This window comes from Leisingera sp. F5, from assembly GCF_001593695.1.
Genome location: NZ_LUKH01000609.1, coordinates 1 through 2,017 on the forward strand (window position 1 = coordinate 1; position 2,017 = coordinate 2,017).

A 2,017-nucleotide genomic window follows, 5' to 3' on the forward strand; every position below is an offset into this window, starting at 1 on the left:
CCGCCCGTTCAGCGCGCCCAGTTCTGCCTTCAGCCAGTCCATCCGCTCTGCGCAGAGGGCGCCGGCAGCCGCGCCCGGATTCAGCGTATCCAGGCACATGATAGAAAGATCCCCGAAATCTGTGCGGTACTGAATGAAGTCCGGCATGGCAGTGCCCGGCAAAGGCAGCACTGCACGCAGCACAGCGCGGTCATCATGATTGCCGGTCATTGGCAGAACCGGCATCGGCAAACCGTCAAGAAATCCCTTCAACGCCTGGTAATTCTGAACCGACCCGGTTTCCACCAGATCACCGGTGATCAGACACCCGGCGGCATCCGAATGGTGCTCAGCGATAAAATCTACCGCTGCCTGCAGCCGCAAACGCGGGTTGTGGCCCAGCACCAGGCCCTCAGCCTCGAAATGCAGATCGGACATCCAGATCAGTTTCATGATGCCCCCTTATTGCCGCACCAGCGCGCGGCGGGCGTCGTCCTGGGCGCGCCAGTTGATCAACCCGTTCAGAATGCCGCGCGCGGCCTTGGCCCGCCAATCCGGATCCACAAGGTTATCAAGGTCCCGCTTGCTGGACAAAAAGCCGATCTCGACCAGTACCGAAGGAATATCAGCGGACTTCAGCACAGAAAACCCGGCCTTGCGCAGCGGGCGCCGGTTCATCGGCCCCCCCGTCTGCGCCATCGCCTCCACCAACGCCGAAGCCAACGCAAAGGTTCGTGGGCGGGTTTCTTGACGCGCCAGATCCAGCAACACATCCGTAACCTGATCACGGGCGATTTGGTCGATGTTGCCCGTCCCGAGGAGTATCAGGCTTTGGCGGCGCAGTTGGATGATCTGGGAATGCCGGTGGCTGCGATGGTGGGCAATCACGATGATCGGGCAATGATGCGTGCGGCCATGGTCCTGCCGGGAGAGGTTATGCAGGGGTTTTGTCAGTATGTCGTCGAGCTGGGCGAGACCGTGCTATTATGTCTGGACACATTGATCCCCGGGAATGATGCGGGGATCTTATGCACAGAACGTCTGGGGTGGCTCGAGCAACAATTGCTGGCGGCAAAAGGGCGTCCCGTGGTTGTGGCAATGCACCACCCCCCTTTGACCTTGGGTCTGGGCGTTCTGGATCAGGACATGCTGCAAAACGGACTCCAAGTGCTGGAACTGCTCGCGCGGTTCCCCAATGTCGTGCAGATCCTTGCTGGGCATGTGCACAGGCCGGTTTCCGGCACGGTACAGGGCATCGGGTTTCGCACCCAACGTGCCGTGTTGTACCAGGCCCCGCCCCCTGTGCCTCGCTGGGATTGGGACAGTTTCACGCCTGCCCAGGAAGCCCCAGGTCTGGGGGTTGTAATGGTCGAGCAAGGTCAGGTCATTGTGCAGGATTTACAGTTTTGTTCGTATGAGACCGGTGGGCCAACTGTGAAGGGGTAAATTTTGCCCCAATCCGGCATATATCCGCCGTATCAGCTTTTGACCCGGTGCCTCTGCGGCCCTATATAAACCTCACCGCGCAATAGAGGCTTTGCTGTGCTCAGGTTCATTCTATCTTTCTTCGGCTCGATCTTCAGCACAGTGACGCTGGGCATTGCCATGGTGGCCGTAACTATCGGTGGTATCTTCTGGATGTATGGGCGTGATCTGCCCAGCCATGAATCCTTGGCGCAATATCAGCCGCCCACCATCAGCCGAATCTATTCTGGCAAGGGCACTTTGATTGACGAATTCGCCAAAGAGCGGCGATTGTTCACCCCGTCCGAGGATATCCCGGACATGATCAAACAGGCCTTTATCAGCGCCGAGGACAAGAATTTTTACCACCACAAGGGGTATGATACCCGTGGTATCGCTGCTGCCGCAATCGAAGCGGTGCAATCGCGCGGGTCAAACGTGCGGGGGGCTTCGACCATCACCCAGCAGGTGATGAAGAATTTCCTGCTGTCCGGCGACCGCCGCGCCGAGCGCAAGATCAAGGAGATCATCCTCGCCACCCGGCTGGAGGAGACGCTTGATAAAGAACGGATCC

The 2,017-nt window shown here is 58.9% G+C and carries 3 protein-coding genes and 1 pseudogene; 2 read left to right on the forward strand and 2 right to left on the reverse strand.

Annotated features, from left to right (window positions below):
* The coding region (locus A2I95_RS33855) for a metallophosphoesterase (RefSeq protein ID WP_291736858.1) at window positions 1–432 on the reverse strand (432 nt) is incomplete at its 3' end.
* Window positions 433–441: 9 nt separating this feature from the next.
* A pseudogene (locus A2I95_RS33860) lies at window positions 442–786 on the reverse strand (N-acetylmuramoyl-L-alanine amidase); the annotation flags it as partial.
* Window positions 787–810: 24 nt separating this feature from the next.
* Here A2I95_RS33860 and A2I95_RS33865 point away from each other — a divergent pair.
* Together A2I95_RS33865 and A2I95_RS33870 are read left to right on the forward strand one after the other, a co-directional pair.
* Window positions 811–1,425 carry a metallophosphoesterase gene (locus A2I95_RS33865; RefSeq protein WP_291736860.1) on the forward strand — a complete coding sequence of 205 codons (615 nt, stop codon included), beginning with the start codon at window positions 811–813 and terminating at the stop codon, window positions 1,423–1,425.
* Between the two features lie 96 nt (window positions 1,426–1,521).
* On the forward strand, window positions 1,522–2,017 hold a 496-nt coding region (locus tag A2I95_RS33870; RefSeq protein WP_291736863.1), incomplete at its 3' end, for a transglycosylase domain-containing protein.